The 17,246-nt window shown below is 57.0% G+C and carries 12 protein-coding genes and 2 pseudogenes; 6 read left to right on the top strand and 8 right to left on the bottom strand.

Annotated features, from left to right (window positions below):
* Nucleotides 1-8: 8 nt before the first annotated feature.
* The 6 genes from cobS to QTO30_RS02375 all read left to right on the top strand — a co-directional run bounded on the left by cobS (nucleotide 9) and on the right by QTO30_RS02375 (nucleotide 6,172).
* Nucleotides 9-995 carry a cobaltochelatase subunit CobS gene (gene cobS / locus QTO30_RS02400; protein ID WP_340425852.1) on the top strand — a complete coding sequence of 329 codons (987 nt, stop codon included), beginning with the start codon at nucleotides 9-11 and terminating at the stop codon, nucleotides 993-995.
* Nucleotides 996-1,092: 97 nt separating this feature from the next.
* The gene (locus QTO30_RS02395) at nucleotides 1,093-1,482 is read left to right on the top strand and encodes a hypothetical protein (protein WP_340422269.1); all 390 of its coding nucleotides are present in this window, start codon (nucleotides 1,093-1,095) and stop codon (nucleotides 1,480-1,482) included.
* Nucleotides 1,483-1,614: 132 nt separating this feature from the next.
* Entirely contained in the window at nucleotides 1,615-1,938 is a 324-nt protein-coding gene (locus QTO30_RS02390) for a hypothetical protein (RefSeq protein WP_340422268.1), read from the top strand.
* 71 nt (nucleotides 1,939-2,009) lie between these two features.
* The gene (gene cobT, locus QTO30_RS02385; protein ID WP_340422267.1) at nucleotides 2,010-3,890 is read left to right on the top strand and encodes a cobaltochelatase subunit CobT; all 1,881 of its coding nucleotides are present in this window, start codon (nucleotides 2,010-2,012) and stop codon (nucleotides 3,888-3,890) included.
* A 77-nt stretch (nucleotides 3,891-3,967) separates the two neighbouring features.
* Complete coding sequence (locus QTO30_RS02380) at nucleotides 3,968-5,752, top strand: aminopeptidase P family protein (RefSeq protein WP_340422266.1); 1,785 nt, start codon at nucleotides 3,968-3,970, stop codon at nucleotides 5,750-5,752.
* A gap of 78 nt (nucleotides 5,753-5,830) precedes the next feature.
* Nucleotides 5,831-6,172, top strand: coding sequence for a DUF427 domain-containing protein (locus tag QTO30_RS02375; protein ID WP_340422264.1), 342 nt, complete (start codon nucleotides 5,831-5,833; stop codon nucleotides 6,170-6,172).
* On the opposite strand, the pseudogene QTO30_RS02370 reads toward QTO30_RS02375, so the two are convergent.
* From QTO30_RS02370 to QTO30_RS02335, 8 genes and pseudogenes are all read right to left on the bottom strand, one after another.
* Nucleotides 6,169-7,781: pseudogene (locus QTO30_RS02370) on the bottom strand (chloride channel protein). The gene QTO30_RS02375 and the pseudogene QTO30_RS02370 sit on opposite strands and share 4 nt — an antisense overlap.
* Before the next feature lie 719 nt (nucleotides 7,782-8,500).
* Nucleotides 8,501-10,153, bottom strand: a complete 1,653-nt coding sequence (gene recN / locus QTO30_RS02365) for a DNA repair protein RecN (RefSeq protein ID WP_340422262.1) — start codon at nucleotides 10,151-10,153, stop codon at nucleotides 8,501-8,503.
* Nucleotides 10,154-10,189: 36 nt separating this feature from the next.
* Nucleotides 10,190-11,041 carry an outer membrane protein assembly factor BamD gene (locus QTO30_RS02360; protein ID WP_340422260.1) on the bottom strand — a complete coding sequence of 284 codons (852 nt, stop codon included), beginning with the start codon at nucleotides 11,039-11,041 and terminating at the stop codon, nucleotides 10,190-10,192.
* A gap of 136 nt (nucleotides 11,042-11,177) precedes the next feature.
* Nucleotides 11,178-12,095 carry a UDP-3-O-acyl-N-acetylglucosamine deacetylase gene (gene lpxC / locus QTO30_RS02355; protein ID WP_340422258.1) on the bottom strand — a complete coding sequence of 306 codons (918 nt, stop codon included), beginning with the start codon at nucleotides 12,093-12,095 and terminating at the stop codon, nucleotides 11,178-11,180.
* A 221-nt stretch (nucleotides 12,096-12,316) separates the two neighbouring features.
* Nucleotides 12,317-13,909, bottom strand: coding sequence for a cell division protein FtsZ (gene ftsZ, locus QTO30_RS02350; RefSeq protein WP_340422257.1), 1,593 nt, complete (start codon nucleotides 13,907-13,909; stop codon nucleotides 12,317-12,319).
* A gap of 177 nt (nucleotides 13,910-14,086) precedes the next feature.
* A pseudogene (ftsA, locus tag QTO30_RS02345) lies at nucleotides 14,087-15,419 on the bottom strand (cell division protein FtsA).
* Nucleotides 15,420-16,316, bottom strand: coding sequence for a cell division protein FtsQ/DivIB (locus QTO30_RS02340; protein ID WP_340422256.1), 897 nt, complete (start codon nucleotides 16,314-16,316; stop codon nucleotides 15,420-15,422).
* Nucleotides 16,304-17,182 carry a D-alanine--D-alanine ligase gene (locus tag QTO30_RS02335; RefSeq protein ID WP_445327172.1) on the bottom strand — a complete coding sequence of 293 codons (879 nt, stop codon included), beginning with the start codon at nucleotides 17,180-17,182 and terminating at the stop codon, nucleotides 16,304-16,306. Before QTO30_RS02335 ends, QTO30_RS02340 begins: the two co-directional genes overlap by 13 nt.
* Nucleotides 17,183-17,246 lie beyond the last annotated feature (64 nt).

Raw genomic sequence — 17,246 nt, 5'->3', positions numbered from 1 at the left:
CACCACAGATGGCGGACGGTATGACTGACATGCAAGCAAAACCAACCGAAGAGATTTCGGTCCGTGAAGTCTTTGGCATCGACAGCGACATGAAGATCAAAGGCTTCGCCGAACGCTCTGACCGCGTGCCCGAGATTGACAGCACCTACAAGTTTGATCCCGACACGACTTTGGCGATCCTTGCAGGCTTTGGCTATAACCGCCGCGTGATGATCCAAGGCTATCACGGTACTGGGAAATCGACCCATATTGAACAGGTCGCCGCCCGCCTGAACTGGCCTGCGGTCCGCGTGAACCTTGATAGCCACATCAGCCGGATCGATTTGATCGGGAAGGATGCCATCAAACTGCGCGACGGTGTGCAGGTGACGGAGTTCCACGAAGGTATCCTGCCCTGGGCACTGCGCAACCCCGTTGCGATTGTATTTGATGAATATGATGCGGGCCGCGCCGACGTGATGTTCGTGATCCAGCGGGTGCTGGAAACCGACGGCAAGCTGACGCTGATGGACCAGAACGAGATTATCACGCCGAACCCTTACTTCCGCCTCTTCGCGACGGCGAACACCGTCGGTTTGGGTGATACCACCGGGCTCTACCACGGCACGCAGCAGATCAACCAAGCACAGATGGACCGCTGGTCATTGGTCGCGACGCTGAACTACCTCAGCCATGACGCGGAAGCGGCGATCATTCTGTCAAAGTCCCCGCATTTCAACACGGAAAAAGGGCGCAAGACGATCAGCCAGATGGTGACTGTCGCAGATCTGACCCGAACCGCCTTCATGAACGGCGACCTGTCCACAGTGATGTCACCGCGGACCGTGCTGGCCTGGGCCGAAAACGCACGCATTTTCCAAGATGTGGGCTATGCTTTCCGCCTGTCGTTCCTGAACAAATGTGACGAGCTTGAGCGGCAAACAGTCGCCGAATTCTATCAACGTTGTTTTGACGAAGAACTGCCGGAAAGCGCCGCAAGCCTGAGCCTAGGCTGATATCGCGGTGAGTTGGCTCGCCTGAGAAAACGCAGAGTTTCCAATATGCCCGATTGCTAGGCAGAAATTATGCCGTCATGCTGCAAGTATGAGCGGCATGAAAACTTTCATCCATCATCTTCTTCTCTGTTCCGCGTTGCTCAGCGCGCCCGCTTCTCATGCGCAAGCCTTTGATCCTGAACAGCAATTACGGATCTTCGCAGCCTGCGCAGGCCGTTTGTCGGCTGTGATGGAGTATCAATGGATGTTTGACGGTGACGCGTCTGAACAGACGAAAATGCAACGGGCCGCCGTGATTGATCTGGTTGAGGCGATCATGCCACCGGAACGCGGGCGCGAAGTGTTGCATTGGCGCATCTCTGCCAAGCTGGCGCAATCGGCCTTACTAACCCGCGCGACGTTCAACGCCGATGCAAGCGACGCAGTATGGGCGCGTCAGCAAGCTCAACGGTTTGAACGCGAATGCACGGGGTTGCTTTTGAGCTAGCCACGACAGGTTTAAAGAAAACACGGGGTTGTCTTCATGCGGTCCGTTTTCTACCCATGATACTGAAAAACACTTGAACCGGAGCAGACCCATGAAAATGAAGATTGGTACCCCCTGCCTGCTGATTACGTGGTGAGCCACGAAGACCTGGCCGAAACGGCCTCGACTTTGATTGCCCACGCCCTGTTACCGATTTTTGCAGAAAACATGAGCGAAGACATGGCTAAGGCCAACGTAGAAGGCATCGTGACCGAACTGGCCTACCTTTTTGATGAAGGTGAAATTGAGTTAGGGGGCAAAACCTTCCGCCCCCGCCTCGCATTCATCGACGAAACGGGCGCAATGCTGCCTGGTGCAGCCCAGTTAAACACGCTCCATCAGTTGGCCGAGGACCCGTTCGAGATCGCGCCTGAGGCCGGGATCACATTTGAAGAACCTGAATTCGCGGAAGAGTAGGTTTCCATGCCTGTGGGACTGGCCTTTATCTCTTCGCAGTTCTAGTTTGTGGCGGAGTAAAGGACTGCGCCATGAACAAACCCTCTGACAATCCAGCCGATCCTTTCAAAAAGGCGCTGGCTGAAGCCACCAAGGTTATGGCGGATGACCCTGAATTGGCCGTGACCTATTCGGTTGATCCTGCTTACCAGACCTCTGACACGATCCGCCTACCCCAAGTTTCACGGCGTATGACGCGCGACGAGGTGCTGTTAGCGCGGGGCACGGCGGATGCCTTTGCGCTACGCCATAAGTTTCACGATCCCAAAGTCTCGGCTCGCTACATGCCGCAGGGCCAAATGGCACAGGACCTTTACGAGGCAATGGAAACCGCGCGGATTGAGGCGGTTGGCGCCCAGTACATGCCCGGCACCGCAGGCAACATAGACGCCAAGATCGGCACCGAAGCGATGCGCAAAGGCTATGAGCAGATCACCCAAGCCTCTGACGCGCCCTTGGCTGTCGCTGCCGGGTATCTCATTCGCCATATGGCAACCGGGCGCGATCTGCCCAAAGGCGCGAACAATGTCATGGAGCTATGGCGGGGGTTCATCGAGGATCATTGCGGCGGCACGCTTGAGAATCTGCAAGACACGCTGAACGACCAGCAGGCCTTTGCGAAATTCGCACGCCAGTTGATCAGCGATATGGGCTACGGCGATCAATTGGGCGACGACCCAGACAGCCTTGATGATGATCAAGAGGATGAGGCCGAAGAAGGTTCCGATGATGATCAGGAAGAACCTGACAGCACGGGCGAAGATGACAGCGAAGGTGATGAGGCAGAAGGCACGCCAGAGCAATCACAGGAAGAGCAGCAAGACGCAAGCCAAGCGCAGGTCAGCATGGATGACAAAGCTGACGCCGAGATGGGCGAAGAGGCCGAGATGCCCGAGGGTGAAGCCCCGCTGGAGCCGCTTACCCCACAGCCGATTTCCGACGCGGACCCCGACTACCGTGTATTCACGACCGAGTTTGATGAAGAGATACCGGCCGAAGATCTGGCCGAGCCGGTCGAGCTGGAACGGCTGCGCGCCTATCTCGACCAGCAGCTTGAGCCACTGAAAGGTGCGGTGTCGCGGCTGGCCAATAAGTTGCAGCGCCGCTTGCAAGCCCAGCAGAACCGATCCTGGGAGTTTGATCGCGAGGAAGGTATTCTGGACGCCGGGCGGCTTGCCCGTATTGTGGCGTCACCGACAACGCCACTCTCTTTCAAAGTCGAAAAAGACACTGATTTCCGCGATACCGTTGTGACCCTTTTGCTGGATAACTCCGGTTCAATGCGTGGCCGCCCGATTTCCATCGCTGCAATCTGTGCAGATGTTATGGCCCGCACGCTAGAACGCTGCGACGTCAAGGTCGAGATTTTGGGCTTCACCACCAAAGCGTGGAAAGGCGGCCAAAGCCGCGAGCAATGGCTGGCTGCAGGGCGCGAGGCCACACCCGGTCGTCTGAACGACCTGCGTCATATCATCTACAAATCGGCAGATGCGCCATGGCGCCGGACCCGGCCTAATCTGGGTTTGATGATGAAAGAGGGCCTCTTAAAGGAAAACATCGATGGGGAAGCGCTGGAGTGGGCGCACCGCCGGATTGTAGGGCGTCAAGAACAACGCAAGATCCTCATGGTGATCTCAGATGGTGCGCCTGTGGACGATTCAACTTTGTCCGTTAACCCTGCCAATTATCTGGAGAAACACCTACGCGATGTTATTGCGATGGTCGAAAAACACAAAGCCGTTGAGCTGGTCGCGATTGGGATTGGCCACGACGTGACCCGCTATTATGAGCGCGCGGTGACGATTACAGACGTGGAGCAACTTGCAGGTGCGATGACCGAGCAGCTGGCAAGCCTCTTCGACAGCGATCCGCGCAAGCGGGCACGTGTTCTTGGTATGCGTAAGGCGGGCTGACTCCAGCATGCCTTGCTAGCAGTTGATGCGTCTGGCGGAAATCTTATTGAACACAGAAAGAGGAAGATTTTTAATTTATGTTTCAGACATTTGAGGCGCAATCTTCACCTGATCAAGGTCCACCGCGGCTCGCAAGCTTACGAGGCCTGATGGCGCAAAAGGGTTTTGACGCCTTCTTGGTTCCGCGTGCCGATGCCCATCAGGGCGAATATGTCACCCCACGTGATGCGCGATTAGGATGGTTGACCGGCTTTTCAGGCTCAGCCGGGTTTTGTGCCGTTTTGGCGGATGTGGCTGGCATTTTTGTTGATGGGCGCTATCGGGTGCAGGTCCGCGCGCAGGTCGCGGATGTTTATACCCCTGTGCATTGGCCGGAGACGCAGCTTGCTGATTGGTTGGCCGAGCAGTTACCGCCAGGTGGGACACTCGCATATGACCCGTGGCTGCACACCGTGTCTGAGGTCGCAGAACTGCAGGAAAAGCTGACCGGGTTCGAATTGGTCGCGACCGACAATCTGGTTGATGCGATATGGGAGGACCAACCCGCCACACCTGACGCCCCGTTCACGGCACATGCGCTTGAACACGCGGGCGAGCCGCATGACACCAAGCGTAAGCGGCTGTCGGCGGATATGAAGGAAAGCGCGGCAGTACTGACCTTGCCGGACAGCATTGCTTGGCTACTTAATATCCGTGGCACTGACATTGCCCGCAATCCCGTACCGCAGGCCTTTGCTGTTTTGCACCATGACGGTCGGGTTGATCTTTTTACTGGGGTCGGCAAAGCCGATGACATTGCAGATCATCTTGGACCGGACGTGACGGTCCAAGATATGGACAGCTTTCTTCCCGCCCTCGCCAGCCTTAATGGCAAGATATTGATCGACAAACGCACCTGCCCTGACAAAGTCGCCACGGCACTGAAAGCTGCGGGATGTGATGTGGTCCAAGGTCAGGACCCTTGCATCCTGCCCAAAGCCTGCAAGAACGACACCGAGATCGCCGGTGCCAAGGCCGCGCATGACCGCGATGCCGTCGCGATGGTGCGCTTTCTGGCATGGCTCGACTCAGAGGCGCCCAAAGGCGGACTGACCGAGATTGATGTGGTCAAGGCACTTGAAGGCTTCCGCATGCAGACGAATGCGCTGCGCGATATCAGCTTTGAAACGATCTGTGGCGCGGGACCAAACGGCGCAATCGTGCATTACCGCGTGACCGAAGACACCAATCGCCCTGTCGCACAGAATGACCTGCTGCTCGTCGATAGTGGTGGGCAATACATTGATGGGACCACCGATATCACCCGGACGATGGCCATTGGCACCCCGACGGATGAACACAAGACCTGTTATACACGCGTCCTGCAAGGTATGATCGCCATTAGCCGTATCCGCTTTCCGCAAGGAGTCGGTGGGCAGCATATAGACGCGCTTGCACGGGCGCCATTGTGGATGGCAGGCCAGGATTATGATCACGGCACCGGGCATGGCGTAGGAAGCTATCTCAGCGTGCATGAAGGGCCACAGGGCATTCACCGTCGCTCTGAAGTGGCCTTGCAGAAAGGGATGATCCTGTCGAATGAGCCAGGGTACTACCGCGAAGATGCATTCGGCATTCGCATCGAGAACCTGATCGTTGTGACGGATGCCCCGGCTTTGGCTGGCGGGGACGACCGGGACATGCTGTGGTTTGATACGCTGACCTATGTCCCCTTTGATCGGCGGCTGATCGACGCAGCGCTTTTGACAGATGCAGAACGGGACTGGATTGATCGCTATCATACCGATACATTGTCGCTTCTTGCTTCGCGACTGGATGCGCAGACGCGCGATTGGCTGACCAAAGCCTGCGCACCGCTCTGACATCAAACTGTCATTTAACACCCTTACGTTAGCCCGGCTCGCCGGTTGCTAACGTCTTTTGGCAAAAAGGAAATCACCATGGCCGATCATATCAAAATCCGTCCTGCCTCAGGCACTTGGGTTGTCCGCGCAGCAGGTGCTGTTATCGGTGAAAGCACCAATGCGCTGGAACTGGTTGAAGGTGACTATCCGCCGGTGATTTACTTCCCAAGAAGCGATCTTGCGATGGCGTTTCTCGAACCAACGGATCTGACATCAAAATGCCCGTACAAGGGTGAGGCAAGCTATTTCACGATTGAAGCCAAAAGCGGGCCAATAGCGAATGCGGCATGGTCATATGAAACCCCGATTGAGGCCGTTGCCGCGATCAAAGATCACATCGCCTTCTACCCTGAGAAAGTCGCCGTCGAGCAGGTTTAGGAGTGCTCTTCTGCGGCCGTTTCTGACAAGGCGCGGTTCATGGCACGCAAGGCGTCGATCTGAAACAGCGCGCCCCATAACTCGGGCGGGGCATCTTCGCCGCCCAAGGTCACGACAGGAATAAGGCGATGGCCCCCGCCCTCAAAGATTGGCATCGCCTGCTCAAGCGTAGCGTTGCCGTCCACATAGATGCCATCACGCACGAGATCCCAACATTCTTCCTCTGTTGCAGCGTTTTTGGCGTCCATCTGGCGCATAATTGAAGACACTTTGAAGGTGGTCAGCAAATAGGCCTGTGGGCCTGCTGCAAGATGCACATTGCGCCGTTCCAGCTGCGTCAGGAAGAAAGACCGATCCACAAGGCGTGACGACAGGGCCGTTGACAGAGATACGGCCACCATAACCGCAAGACCGGTTTGCCAGTCACCGGTCAATTCGAACACAATCAGCGTTGTTGAAATCGGCGCACCAAGAACGGCCGCCGCAACGGCCCCCATACCTGCGAGCGCATAAAGCGTTCCGCTCCCTGACACGGTCGGGAAAATGGCCGTGGCAATGATCCCGAAGGCCAGACCCGTCAACGCACCCACCATCAGCGAGGGCGAAAAGACACCGCCCCCCATGCGCCCACCCATGGTGATGGCCACGGCAATCACTTTGAGGATGACAAAGACAATGGCTTCGTGCAGCAGCAATTCGCCCGTCAGCGCCGCAGATGTCGTCTCATAACCGACGCCAATGATATGGGGCCACCAAATCGCCAACCCGCCCAGAAGCGCCCCAGCGATCGCGGGCCGCAGATACCGCGGGATGCCTGTCTCGCGTTGAACATAGTTGCCGAAGTCTTCGGCCCAAAAGATAGATTTCATCAGGGCAACGGCAACGATACCGCAGACCAGCCCCAAGATCAGAAATGCTGGCAACTCCACGTAAAAGCCAAGCGCGTTCTGAATTGGCAGCGCAAACTCGGTGACATCCCCAAAGACCAGACGGTTAATGACAGTGCCAACAGCAGAGGCGATGACAATCGGGGCAAAGGCATGAACTGCGAAGTGGCGCAGAACCACTTCCAGCGCAAAAAGGGCGCTTAAGCAATGGGGGCGTTAAAACTGGCCGAGACCGCAGCGGCGACGGCACAGCCCAGTAAATCACGTCCAGTGATCCCGTTGGCATTGATCCACCGACATATGCCCGTTGAAATGACTGCAGCAAGGTGCACAACCGGACCTTCGCGGCCAGATGAACCACCTGTGGATAGGGTGATCATGGAGGCCGCAGCCGAAGCCAGACCGCGCCTGACCTCTACCCGCCCTTCGGAAAGGGCAGCACCCTCGATCACGTCAGCTACGGAACGCACGCGACCGTCATCCGTAAATCGATCCAAGATAAGGCCGACAATCAGACCGCCACAAATCGGGATCAGCAGAATCTGATACCATGCCAGCCCGGCTGCAAAAGAATGCAGTGTCAGAACATCATCGGTCCCATAGGCAGTGGTTTGGATCGCATAAATGCCCAGCCGAAAAATGACGGCGGCAAAACCCGCGGCAATCCCGATCGCCAACGCGATAAACCAAAACTGGATTTGATTGGGCCCGTGGGTTTTCATCACCCGCGCGGCATCACGGCATGTCTGCGAAGCATCAGCAATCCCTTGCTGCAGCAACACTTTGACTGGCTTGCCCATGCAGTTGGCTTTCTTGCGCGCCGCTCGGCGCTGTCGATCACTGACGACGGGTGCAAACCCCGGCTTCGCCTAACACCTACTGCATGGCTGAGTCGCTTCCAAGAAAAACTTCGCAGGATAGCGCCGGAAACATACGGTGCGCTTAGCGGACAAAAATGCGCAGTTTTATCGACTCGGACGCAATCTCAGCGTGTATCACAAATCAGTCTGACTTAGGGTCACTCACAAAACAGGCCTCATGCCGGTCCGATAGTCAAAAAAGCGTATCTTGCTATTTAAAAGAGCATTTAAGTCATTTTTGTAGGTATTTCCTGCAATTAGAGTGATTTGACGGCGGCTAAGAAATCAACTCTTGATAGTTATGTCAGCATATATGACATACTTTGGTACAGGTTGCCGCCTACCTCTTGTCTTAGTATTTTCGCGAGACGAGGCGGGTTATGCCTCAGAGGTTAGTGAGTAAAAAAGTACTGACCAGCTTTATCGCAACAGTGCTTGATGTTACCGGAAGTCCGTTTTTGGGCTTCTAGAAATGAACGATGTGTATCGCGGAGGTGAGTGGCCGAGGTATGCAAGTATGAGTGGGATTGGTAACCGGTAAAAGTTCAGGGCGTCGCAATGTTGCGGCGCCCACTTTGTTTTCAGGCATTCATCAACGCACGCGCTGCATCTCTTGCTGCATCTGTTACAGTATCGCCGGACAGCATCCGTGCAATCTCGTCCACCCTTGCGTCGACATCCAATGCAACCACGGTCGATCGGGTCTCCGAACGGGTTTGCTGCTTTTCAACACGCCAGTGATGCCCGGCCAAAGCAGCAACCTGAGGCGAGTGTGTCACAACCAGTACCTGCCCCTCATCGGCGAGTTCGGCCAGACGGCGTCCGACAGCATCGGCTGTGGCCCCACCCACACCCCGGTCGATCTCATCAAAAATCATCGTCAGCCCGCTGGCACCTTCGGTCAGACAGACCTTGAGCGCCAACAGAAAGCGGCTCAGTTCTCCGCCCGACGCGATCTTGTTCAGCGGACCCGCCGGTGCGCCAGGGTTTGTCGCAACCGTAAAGGCTACAACATCTATACCATCTGGACCGGGTTGTTCGGTTTGTGTGATCTGCGTCGTAAAGACCGCTCGCTCCATTTTGAGCGGTGCAAGTTCCTTTGCCATGGCCGCATCCAACCGCTTGGCAGCTTTCAGACGTTTCTGACGCAATGCGGCGGCCGCCTGATCATAGCTGGCCTGTGCGGCCTGCACCGCAGCTATCAAAGTTGCCTGATCGCGCGCGCCGTCATCCAATACGGCCAAACGTGTGCGCAGATCATCTGCAAAGCCACGCAGATCATCCGGCAGGACGTTATGCTTGCGCGCCAGTCCACGGATCGCAAACAAGCGTTCCTCGACCTCTTCAAGTTCTGACGTATTGAACGACAAGGAATCGAGACAGTCCGCGATACCGCGTTGCGCATCATCCAGCCCCAAAAGAACCCGCTCTAGAGCCTCCAGCGGCGCATCAACACGGCCCTCTGCCTCACCGGCCACACCTTGCAGCCAGCGAGACGCATCGCCTATCATGCCTTCAGCGCCCTGCAATCCCAAAGCATCCGCTGCCTTCATGATATCAGCACGGATCTTTTCGGCGGCCTGCATCAGACGGCGTTTGGTATCCAGCGACGCCTCTTCACCGGCCTCCGGTGCCAGCGTATCCAGTTCAGCTACTGCGTGGCGCAGATAGTCCTCTTCTGCACGCGCCTCGGCGATCTGTGCTTCTGCCGTCTGTAATTCGCGTTGCGACGTACTGAGCGCACGCCAATGGGTGCGGACCTTGTCTGCAGCCGCCTCCAGCCCCGCATAACTGTCAAGCATCTGGCGATGCCCGCGAGGGTTTAGCAGCCCGCGATCATCATGCTGACCGTGCAGTTCAACCAAAACCTCTGACAGGTTGCGCAGCACCTCGCCACTGACGCGGCGGTCATTGACCCATGCGGTCTTGCGGCCATCACGGGTATTGATCCGGCGCAGGATCAGTTCATCCTCTGCACCGATCCCCGCCTCTTCCAGAACTGCAAACACCGGGTGCCCGACGGGCAAATCAAACCAGGCCGTCACCTCGCCCTGGTCAGCCCCCTGCCGCACCAGTTCAGCCCGACCGCGCCACCCCAGCACAAATCCCAGTGCGTCCAGCAGAATTGATTTGCCTGCGCCAGTTTCACCGGTCAGCACATTCAATCCAGGTTGGAACGCCAGTTCCAGCCGATCAATAATCAGCATATCCCTGATGTCTAATCCACGGAGCATGTCATAGCCCAAAGGGCGGGGACGCCCCCGCGATGATTACAACCACTCACCACGTATCACCTGCCGATAAATCGACGACAGCCAGTTGTCCCCCGCGGCATCCGCCGTCAGGCCCTGCCCCGTCAGCAAAGCAAAGCTGGCTTCATACCATTCGCTGGATTGGTAGTTAAAGCCGAGTATAGCGCCCGCTGTCTGCGCTTCCTCGATCAGGCCGAGCAACAGATAGCTTTCAACCAAGCGGTGCAGCGCCTCTGGCGTATGTGATGTGGTCTGAAAATCTTCGACAACGGTGCGAAAGCGATTGACCGCCGCGATATAATTGCCGCGCTTAAGGTAAAAGCGCCCGATTTCCATTTCCTTGGCCGCCAGATGGTCAAAAGCCAAGTCGAACTTGAGTACCGATGTGCTCGCGTATTCGCTGTCAGGATATTGCTCGATCACACGGCGCAGAGATTGCAGCGCCTGGAAGGTCAGACCCTGATCGCGGCCAACCTCGTCAATCTGGTCGTAATACGAAAGCGCCAAGAGATAGGCGGCATACGCCGCGTCTTCCTCGGCCGGGTAGAAATCAATATAGCGCTGTGCCGACGCCCGGCTGTTCGGGTAATCTTCATCCCGGTGATAAGCAAAAGCCTGCATGATCAATGCACGCTGCGCGAACTCTGAATAGGGATAAAGCCGCTCAATCTCACCAAAGGTGAAGGCAGCGTCATCGGGGTTGCCACGTTCGATCTGGCGTTCGCCGCGCTCAAAAATGGCTTGGGCGGTCAGATCGTCCAGCGGTTGACCACCCCGCTCACTATTGCCACATGCAGCCAAAACGGCCAAGCCTATGGCTGCGCCAAAACGGAACATCCGACGGCTGACATGGCCCTTTTTGACTGACATTCTTGCGTCCTCACTCACACATGCTAGGCTGGCCACAACGATGGTATCGCTATGGCTTTCGGTCGGTCTAGCATAGAAAAATCGGGGGCAAAATGCCCTTTTGAACGCAAGATGATCAACTGTCAGTGGGTCAAGATCAGGCGACAGCGTGCAAGTCAGCCATACTGACCCCAACACCAGGCAAACGTGCTGCGATTTTCGCATCACATTGGATGCGCCGCCAAGCATCAGGCTGCGCGAAAAGCGCACGCAATAGCTTGTTGGTCATCGCATGCCCCGCACGCGATCCGGTATAGCGACCAAGGATTGGCGCGCCCGCCGTGTAAAGATCGCCCAAGGCATCCAGCATCTTGTGACGCACAGCCTCATCCGCGTGGCGCAGGCCACCGGGTGTCAAGACATCGGCCCCATCAACGACAACCGCGTTCTCGACGCTGCCGCCCAATGCCAAACCATTGGCGCGCATGGCATCGACGTCAGCAGAGCGGCAGAACGTCCGGCTGTCACACAACTCACGCACAAAAGCACCATTGGCCATGTTCAACGTCTTCTTCTGACGACCGATCGCCGCGTCAGCGAAATCAATCTCGAAATCAATCTGAAGCGTTGTCGATGGTGCCAAGGTGGCCATCGCCCCGCCCTCTGACACAGACACCTCGCGCAAAATTTCTATTGCGTGCAACGGTGCAGACAGGCGCGTCAGCCCCGCCGCGACGATCCCACGCACAAAGCTGGCGGCACTGCCATCCAGGATTGGGACTTCCGGGCCATCGATATCGACCAGTGCATTATGCACACCACAGCCAGCAAGTGCGGCCATCAGATGTTCAATTGTCGAAACAGTCACACCATCTGCGTTACTCAGCCGCGTGTTCAATGGTGAAACGATCACATCGCGAAAATCGGCCCGCATCTTGGGACGGTCAGTCACATCGGAACGCCGAAACACAATACCACTGTTTGCCGCCGCAGGATGCAAGACAACACGGACGAATTCACCGGAGTGCAGACCAGTGCCCTCAAAAGTGACGTCGGTTTTCAATGTTGTTTGCACGTTTATGTCGCCCTTGCAGCATTCTCGCTTGTTACCCTCAACTAGGGTGCAACAGCCGTTGCCTCAACTCACTCTTTGCGACGGTCTGAAACACTTTTGTCACCAACTGTGGCAAGACTAAGGCAGAACCCGCAACACACTCGAAACAAAAGAAAAAGGCCGCATGATTGCGGCCTTCTTGTTCAACGGTACGTCACGTCGGCGCAACGGTTTATGTCAATTCAATTTGCCTGACGGCGCAGGAACGCGGGAATTTCGATCTTGTCCTGATCATCACCCTGCTCGTTTTCCTGGTGCAGCGACGTCACTTGCGGCTGCGTCCTGGCGGGCTGTTGTGCTGCACCGTCGGCCTGGGCACCGGTCATACGATTGATCAAAGAGTTGATCCCGAAACGCGGCTTATCGGCCTCTGACGCCTCTGCAGGCGTTGGTGCTTGCTGGGGCGCCGGATCCGCATTTGGCACTCGGCTCACTGCTGCCTGCAAACGCGCCAATGCCTCTGGCGATGGTGTCCCCGGTGTGGATGTCGCACGTGGTGCCACAAAATTGTCAGCCTCGGTCAGTGCAGGCTCGGGGCGTGGTGTATAGGCGGGCGGCGGCAAGTCATCGGTTGAGACCTGTTGTGGGGCCGGTGCAGGCTGGGGCGCAGGCGCTGGCTGGTAGGCCGCGACTGGTTCTGCGGGCGCATCAAGGTTTTCAAACAACGTACGTTCCTGTGCGACGGGTTCCGGTGCAGACTCTACCACTGCCGTAACGGCGGCTGCGGCCTCGGGTGCAGGAACTTCAGCAATTGGCGCCAATGGGGCAGCCATGGACCGGCGCGGCACAGGCGTTTCTGATTCTTTCGCAATCGCATCAATCCCAGTTGCGACAACGGATACACGCATCTTGCCTTCCATGCCTGTATCCAACGTAGAACCGACGATGATGTTCGCATCACCATCGACCTTTTCACGGATCTTGTTGGCCGCTTCGTCCAGTTCAAACAACGTCAGGTCATAACCACCGGTGATGTTGATCAGTACGCCCTTGGCGCCTTCCAGCGAGATTTCGTCCAAAAGCGGATTCGCGATGGCTTTTTCAGCGGCTTGAATGGCGCGGTTTTCACCATCAGCTTCGCCTGTCCCCATCATGGCCTTACCCATCTCATCCATCACAGCGCGGACATCTGCAAAGTCAAGGTTGATGAGGCCGGGCCGGACCATCAGGTCCGTCACACCTTTGACACCCTGGTAAAGCACATCATCGGCCAGTGCGAAGGCCTCGGTAAAGGTTGTGTTCTCATTCGCCAGACGGAACAGGTTCTGGTTTGGAATGATGATCAGCGTATCGACAACTTTCTGAAGTGCTTCAACGCCTTCTTCCGCTTGCTTCATGCGCTTGGCACCTTCGAACTGGAAGGGCTTTGTCACAACGCCAACGGTCAGCACACCCAGCTCACGGGCGGCCTGCGCGATGATTGGTGCAGCGCCGGTTCCGGTGCCCCCGCCCATACCGGCGGTGATAAAGCACATGTGCGCGCCAGCCAGATGATCAACGATCTGTTCAATGCTTTCCTCAGCCGCAGCGGCACCGACGGTGGCGCGCGCGCCTGCACCCAGACCCTCAGTCACTTTCAGACCCATCTGGATTTTCGCACCGGCGCGCGACTGTTGCAGCGCCTGCGCGTCAGTATTGGCGACCACGAACTCTGTCCCATCAAGCTCTTGCTCGATCATATTGTTCACGGCGTTACCGCCCGCGCCACCCACACCAAATACAGTGATACGTGGCTTCAGTTCTTCGTGCCCCGGAAGGGAAAGATTCAATGTCATAACTCGATCCGCCTGTTTTATTATTTGCCCGTGCCCGCGGGCGATTACTGCTTATTGAGACTCACACTAACGAAGTGATGCCGAAAGGTCACGACAAAAACACAAAATTGCCACCAAATCTGGACAAAAACCTCCGCTTGCCCCCGGCATTTCGACTGATGAGCAAGATGTTGCGCATTACCAGTTGTCCTTAAACCATTTTACCGCGCGTTTCAGCGACCGGGCCGGGTAGTTTTCGGCCGGAATCTCAAAATCCCACCATTCGTCTTGGGGGTTTGCGGCAAAGAGCGTGAGGCCAACAGCACTCGAAAACGCCGGTCCAATCGCGGCCTGCGGCAGGCCTTGCACACGCAAAGGACGGCCCAAACGCACCTGCTGACCCAGGATCTTGCTGGCCAATCCGTCCAGACCGGGGATCTGGCTCCCGCCGCCAGTCAGCACGATTTGCTGCCCGGGCAAATGCTCAAACCCGGCTGCATCAAGACGTTCGCGTACCTCTTCCAATATCTCTTCGACGCGCGGACGCATAATACCAATCAGCTCGGCCCGACTGACTGTGCGGCGATCATGCTCCCAATCGCCGGTATCGCCGCCAATCTCGATCATCTCGCGATCATCCATACCGGTCGCGACAACGCCCCCATAGAATGTCTTGATCCGTTCGGCCGTTGGCATCGGAATCTGTAACCCCATCGAAATGTCCGAGGTCACATGTTCGCCGCCCATACGCACCGAATCCGCATAGATCATGTGCTTCTTCATAAAGACTGACAGGCCGGTGGACCCACCACCAAGGTCGATACAGGCTGCGCCCAATTCCTGCTCATCCTCGACCAATGACGACATGCCCGAGACATAGGCTGATGACGCAATTCCCGCCAATTCCAGATCACACCGCTTGATACAGTAGAATATGTTGTGCACGGCGGTGGCATCCACCGTCAGCATGTGCATATCGGTCTTTAGTTCATTGCCAATCTGCCCACGCGGGTCAGACAACCCGGATCGATGATCTAGCGCAAAGTTGACTGGCTGCGCATGCAGCACTTCCCGATCTACGCCATAATCAGGCACGTCGCAGGCAGCCATCACCTGGCTGATATCCTGTTCGGTCACCATCCCGCCGGACACATTCAGCGTACCGTCCAAACCATAAGACCGCGGACGCGCACCAGACAGACACGCGATCACGTGATCCACACGCACGTTTGCCATCTTTTGGGCCGCCTGAACCGCCGTGCGAATGGCGCGCTCAGTCTCTTGCATGGCATCGACTTCACCAAAACGGACACCGCGTGACCGGGTTGTTGCGGCCCCAATGACGCGAAACTGGGATTGGCTAAACAAGCGAGCCGACACCGTCCGTGCGAAACTGCTCTGGCCCGTCAAAACGCAGCACCAGACAGGCGATTTTAGAGGTACCAACATCCAAAATGGCTACAACGCCTCGCTGCATTGCCGCTTTGCGCATTTGCCGCATGGCCCGTTGGCTGTCATAAAGATCGCCCATCTAGTTGTCCGCCCCATCATCTATCGTTGTGTTCACCCGGCGCAGCGCATCTGCGGCCTCTTCATTCATCCGCAGTGTCGGCCTGTCGGTATTGCGCATGTCCACCACAGCCACATCGCGGTTCAACATGTCTTGCGCATCGTTCAATGCGATCACGCGATCCAATGCAGACACCGGATCGTCACCCGGCAGCATGATGCGCTGGTCCCGATCCAACACCATATCCCAGCGCCGTTCGCCCATGCGGACCAAACCGCGCACTCGTGCGATCAACGGGCCAGCGGCGGCGAAGAGGTTCAGCGCTTCTTCGATGTTATCTTCCGCGCCATCGCCAGCAATCAGCGGCAGATCAAGCCGATCGGCGCGCGCGATGATCTGACCGGATTGCACACCGTCAGCGTCTATGAGCCGCAATGTCGCACCATCGCGCCACAAAGCGACCGGCACGCGCGGGTTCAACCGCACTTCCAATGCACCCGCCTGCCCAACCCTGACACTCGCCGATTTAATCGGATCAAGCGCTTCAATGTCGGCGCGGATCATTTCCAGATCAAGATCGAACGACGAGATGGGGAACGCAGTTGGCAACAGCTCCGCCACTTCTGTCAGCACCGACAAGTCGCCGCCCGTGACATTCATACTCTGCACCATGAATTGCGGTCGCTGCTGAAAGCTCTGCTTGGTTTGCTCAATTCTCGCGGCGAGCTCAGCCCGGTTTTCCGGTTGAGAGTACCACGACCCAACAATCGCAGCGATCAACAGGATTGGGACACCAATCCGAACAGTTCCGCGAAAGCCCGGCGTCAACATCAAACGCTGATACCGATAGACCAGCCGCGATGGCGCAGGGTCGTGTGGGGCAGCGTCAGACACCGGGCGGCGGATCAGCGATCGCATGATGCGTCCTCCACCATCCAGCGGCAAAGCTCCGGGAAGGTCATGCCCACATGTGCCGCCTGTTCAGGCGTGAGTGATGTGGGCGTCATTCCGGGTTGGGTATTGGTTTCAAGCAGGATCAGGCCATCAAGACCCCGCCCCTCATCCCAGCGGAAGTCCGTGCGACTAACACCGCGACAGCCAAGGGCATTGTGGGCGCGCAGGGCATACTCCATGCAAGCGTCGAAAATCTCAGCGGGGATGTCAGCGGGCAGTTCATGGCGCGACCCGCCGGGGGCGTATTTCGCTTGGTAGTCATACCACCCATCGGTGATAATATCGGTGACGGTCAACGCGCGATCACCCACGACCGTCGTCGTTAATTCGCGACCGGGCGCGAAGGCTTCAACCATCACCTCATCAGGCATGTCATCGGCCAGTTGTGGCGGGCCATTGGCATCGGCGTCGACGATGTAGATGCCAACGCTGGACCCTTCGTTGTAGGGCTTTACCACATAAGGGGGTGGCATCACATGGGCCGCACGCACCGCATCGGCTGATGCTAAAATGCTATCCACAACGGGCAGGCCAACTTTGCGATACACATCCTTGGTGCGCTGTTTATCAAGGGTCAGCGCGGAGGCGAGAATGCCCGAATGCGTATACGGAATTTGCAACCATTCCAGCACGCCCTGAATGGCACCATCTTCGCCCCAACGCCCGTGGAGCGCATTGAAAACAACATCGGGGGCAATTTCGATCAGGCGCGCAGCAACGTCCGGGCCTGCATCGACCTCGATCACATCACAATCTGCGTCCCGCAAAGCCGTCGCACATTCACGGCCCGAACTGAGCGAAACTTCACGTTCCGCCGAGGGGCCGCCCATAAGGACAACAACTTTCGGGTTTGTCCTGCTCGACATACCCTACCGCCTTTACGCGGGCCTTTTG

It is taken from the genome of Yoonia sp. GPGPB17, assembly GCF_037892195.1.
Classification (GTDB): domain Bacteria; phylum Pseudomonadota; class Alphaproteobacteria; order Rhodobacterales; family Rhodobacteraceae; genus Yoonia.
Note: the sequence above shows the minus strand (reverse complement) of the source record. Positions and strands in the feature narration are given on the sequence as shown.

What these genes read in the sequence shown, in the direction of transcription:
- recN (WP_340422262.1), bottom strand. Translation starts at nt 10,153, where the DNA reads ATGCTCCGTGGATTAGACATCAGGGATATGCTGATTATTGATCGGCTG.
- cobT (WP_340422267.1), top strand. Translation starts at nt 2,010, where the DNA reads ATGAACAAACCCTCTGACAATCCAGCCGATCCTTTCAAAAAGGCGCTG.
- QTO30_RS02340 (WP_340422256.1), bottom strand. Translation starts at nt 16,316, where the DNA reads ATGCGATCGCTGATCCGCCGCCCGGTGTCTGACGCTGCCCCACACGAC.
- QTO30_RS02395 (WP_340422269.1), top strand. Translation starts at nt 1,093, where the DNA reads ATGAAAACTTTCATCCATCATCTTCTTCTCTGTTCCGCGTTGCTCAGC.
- cobS (WP_340425852.1), top strand. Translation starts at nt 9, where the DNA reads ATGGCGGACGGTATGACTGACATGCAAGCAAAACCAACCGAAGAGATT.
- QTO30_RS02360 (WP_340422260.1), bottom strand. Translation starts at nt 11,041, where the DNA reads ATGTCAGTCAAAAAGGGCCATGTCAGCCGTCGGATGTTCCGTTTTGGC.
- QTO30_RS02375 (WP_340422264.1), top strand. Translation starts at nt 5,831, where the DNA reads ATGGCCGATCATATCAAAATCCGTCCTGCCTCAGGCACTTGGGTTGTC.
- QTO30_RS02380 (WP_340422266.1), top strand. Translation starts at nt 3,968, where the DNA reads ATGTTTCAGACATTTGAGGCGCAATCTTCACCTGATCAAGGTCCACCG.
- ftsZ (WP_340422257.1), bottom strand. Translation starts at nt 13,909, where the DNA reads ATGACATTGAATCTTTCCCTTCCGGGGCACGAAGAACTGAAGCCACGT.
- QTO30_RS02335 (WP_445327172.1), bottom strand. Translation starts at nt 17,182, where the DNA reads ATGGGCGGCCCCTCGGCGGAACGTGAAGTTTCGCTCAGTTCGGGCCGT.